At 69.1% G+C, this 1631-nt stretch carries 2 protein-coding genes; both read left to right on the top strand.

Annotation, left to right across the window (positions count from 1 at the left end; genetic code table 11):
* Positions 1-567 (top strand): transketolase C-terminal domain-containing protein (locus I53_RS14970; RefSeq protein ID WP_286009584.1); only part of this gene is annotated, 567 nt, incomplete at its 5' end.
* Positions 568-800: 233 nt separating this feature from the next.
* Positions 801-1631 (top strand): transaldolase (tal, locus tag I53_RS14965; protein ID WP_043352019.1); only part of this gene is annotated, 831 nt, incomplete at its 3' end.

Below are 1631 nucleotides of genomic sequence, written 5' to 3'. Positions count from 1 at the left end.
CTGCGCTGCATCCCGGGCCTCTTGACCCTGCGCCCGGCCGATGCCAACGAAGTGGCCGAGGCCTACCGGGTGATCTTCTCGCTGAGGAACCAGCCGGCCGTGCTCGCGCTCTCCCGCCAGCCGCTGCCGACCCTCGACCGGACCCGGTACGGCGCGGCCTCCGGCACCGCCAAGGGCGGCTACGTGCTCGCCGATTGCGACGGCACGCCCGACGTCATCCTGCTGGGCTCGGGTTCCGAGGTGCAGCTCTGCGTCGGCGCCTACGAGGCGCTGAAGGCCGAGGGCGTGAAGGCCCGGGTGGTGTCGATGCCGTCCTGGGACCTGTTCGAGCGGCAGGATCAGGCCTACCGCGACTCGGTGCTGCCGCCCGCCGTCAAGGCACGGGTGGCCGTCGAGCAGGGCAGTGTCATCGGCTGGGACCGCTACGCCGGCTCCGAGGGCGCGATCATCGGCATGCACACCTTCGGCGCCTCGGCGCCGATCAAGGATCTCCAGACCAAATTCGGCTTCACCCCCGACAAGGTCCTGGAGGCCGCGAAGGCGCAGATGGCCAAGCATAAGCGGTAACAGCTGATGCGCGACGCCTCCCTCGCCCCTCTGCGGGGGAGGGAGGCCCCGAAGGGGGTCGGGAGAGGGGAGCGACGGTGCACAGGACGGTGCCGTCCTTATATGAAGGCCGCGACCTTCCCTGAACCCGGGTCCCCCTCTCCCGACCCTCGCTGACGCGAGGGCCACCCTCCCTCGCAGAGGGGGGAGGGAGAGCGCCCGGCAAGTAGCGGCACGCGAGACGAGGAACCGACATGAACGCGCTCAAGGCCCTGCACGACGAACAGGATCAGGCGGTCTGGCTCGACTTCGTGGCCCGCGGCTTCATCCAGAAAGGCGAACTGAAGCAGCTCGTCGAGCGCGACGGCCTGCGCGGCGTCACCTCCAACCCGTCGATCTTCGAGAAGGCGATCGGGCACTCGGACGAGTACGACGACAGCCTGAAGGCCGTTCAGGTGACCGGGGACAGCCGCGTCATCGACCTCTACGAGGGTCTCGCCATCGCCGACATCCAGGCGGCCGCCGACGTGCTCCGCCCGGTCTACGAGGCGAGCGACGGGGCCGACGGCTATGTCAGCCTGGAGGTCTCGCCCTACCTCGCCCTCGACACCGAGGAGACGCTGGCCGAAGCCCGGCGCCTGCACAAGGCGGTCGCCCGCGACAACCTGATGGTGAAGGTGCCGGCCACACCGGAGGGTATCCCGGCGATCCGGCAGCTCACCAGCGAGGGCATCTCGATCAACGTCACCCTCCTGTTCTCGCAGGAGGCCTACGAGGCCGTGGCCCGCGCCTTCATCGACGGGCTGGACGCGCGCGCGAAGGCCGGCCACGATGTCTCGAAGGTCGCCAGCGTGGCGAGCTTCTTCATCAGCCGCATCGACGTCCTGGTCGACAAGCGCCTCGACGAGAAGATCGCCGAGGCCAACGATCCCGACGAGAAATTCGCCCTGGAGCAGCTGAAGGGGAAGGTGGCGATCGCCAACGCCAAGCTCGCCTACCAGCGCTACAAGCGGATCTTCGCGGAGTCCAAGTGGACGGCCCTGGCCGAGAAGGGCGCCAAGGCGCAGCGCCTGCTCTGGGCCTCC

The organism is Methylobacterium sp. B1 (assembly GCF_000333255.1).
Classification (GTDB): Bacteria; Pseudomonadota; Alphaproteobacteria; order Rhizobiales; family Beijerinckiaceae; genus Methylobacterium; species Methylobacterium fujisawaense.
This window is presented reverse-complemented; position numbering and strand designations above follow the sequence as displayed.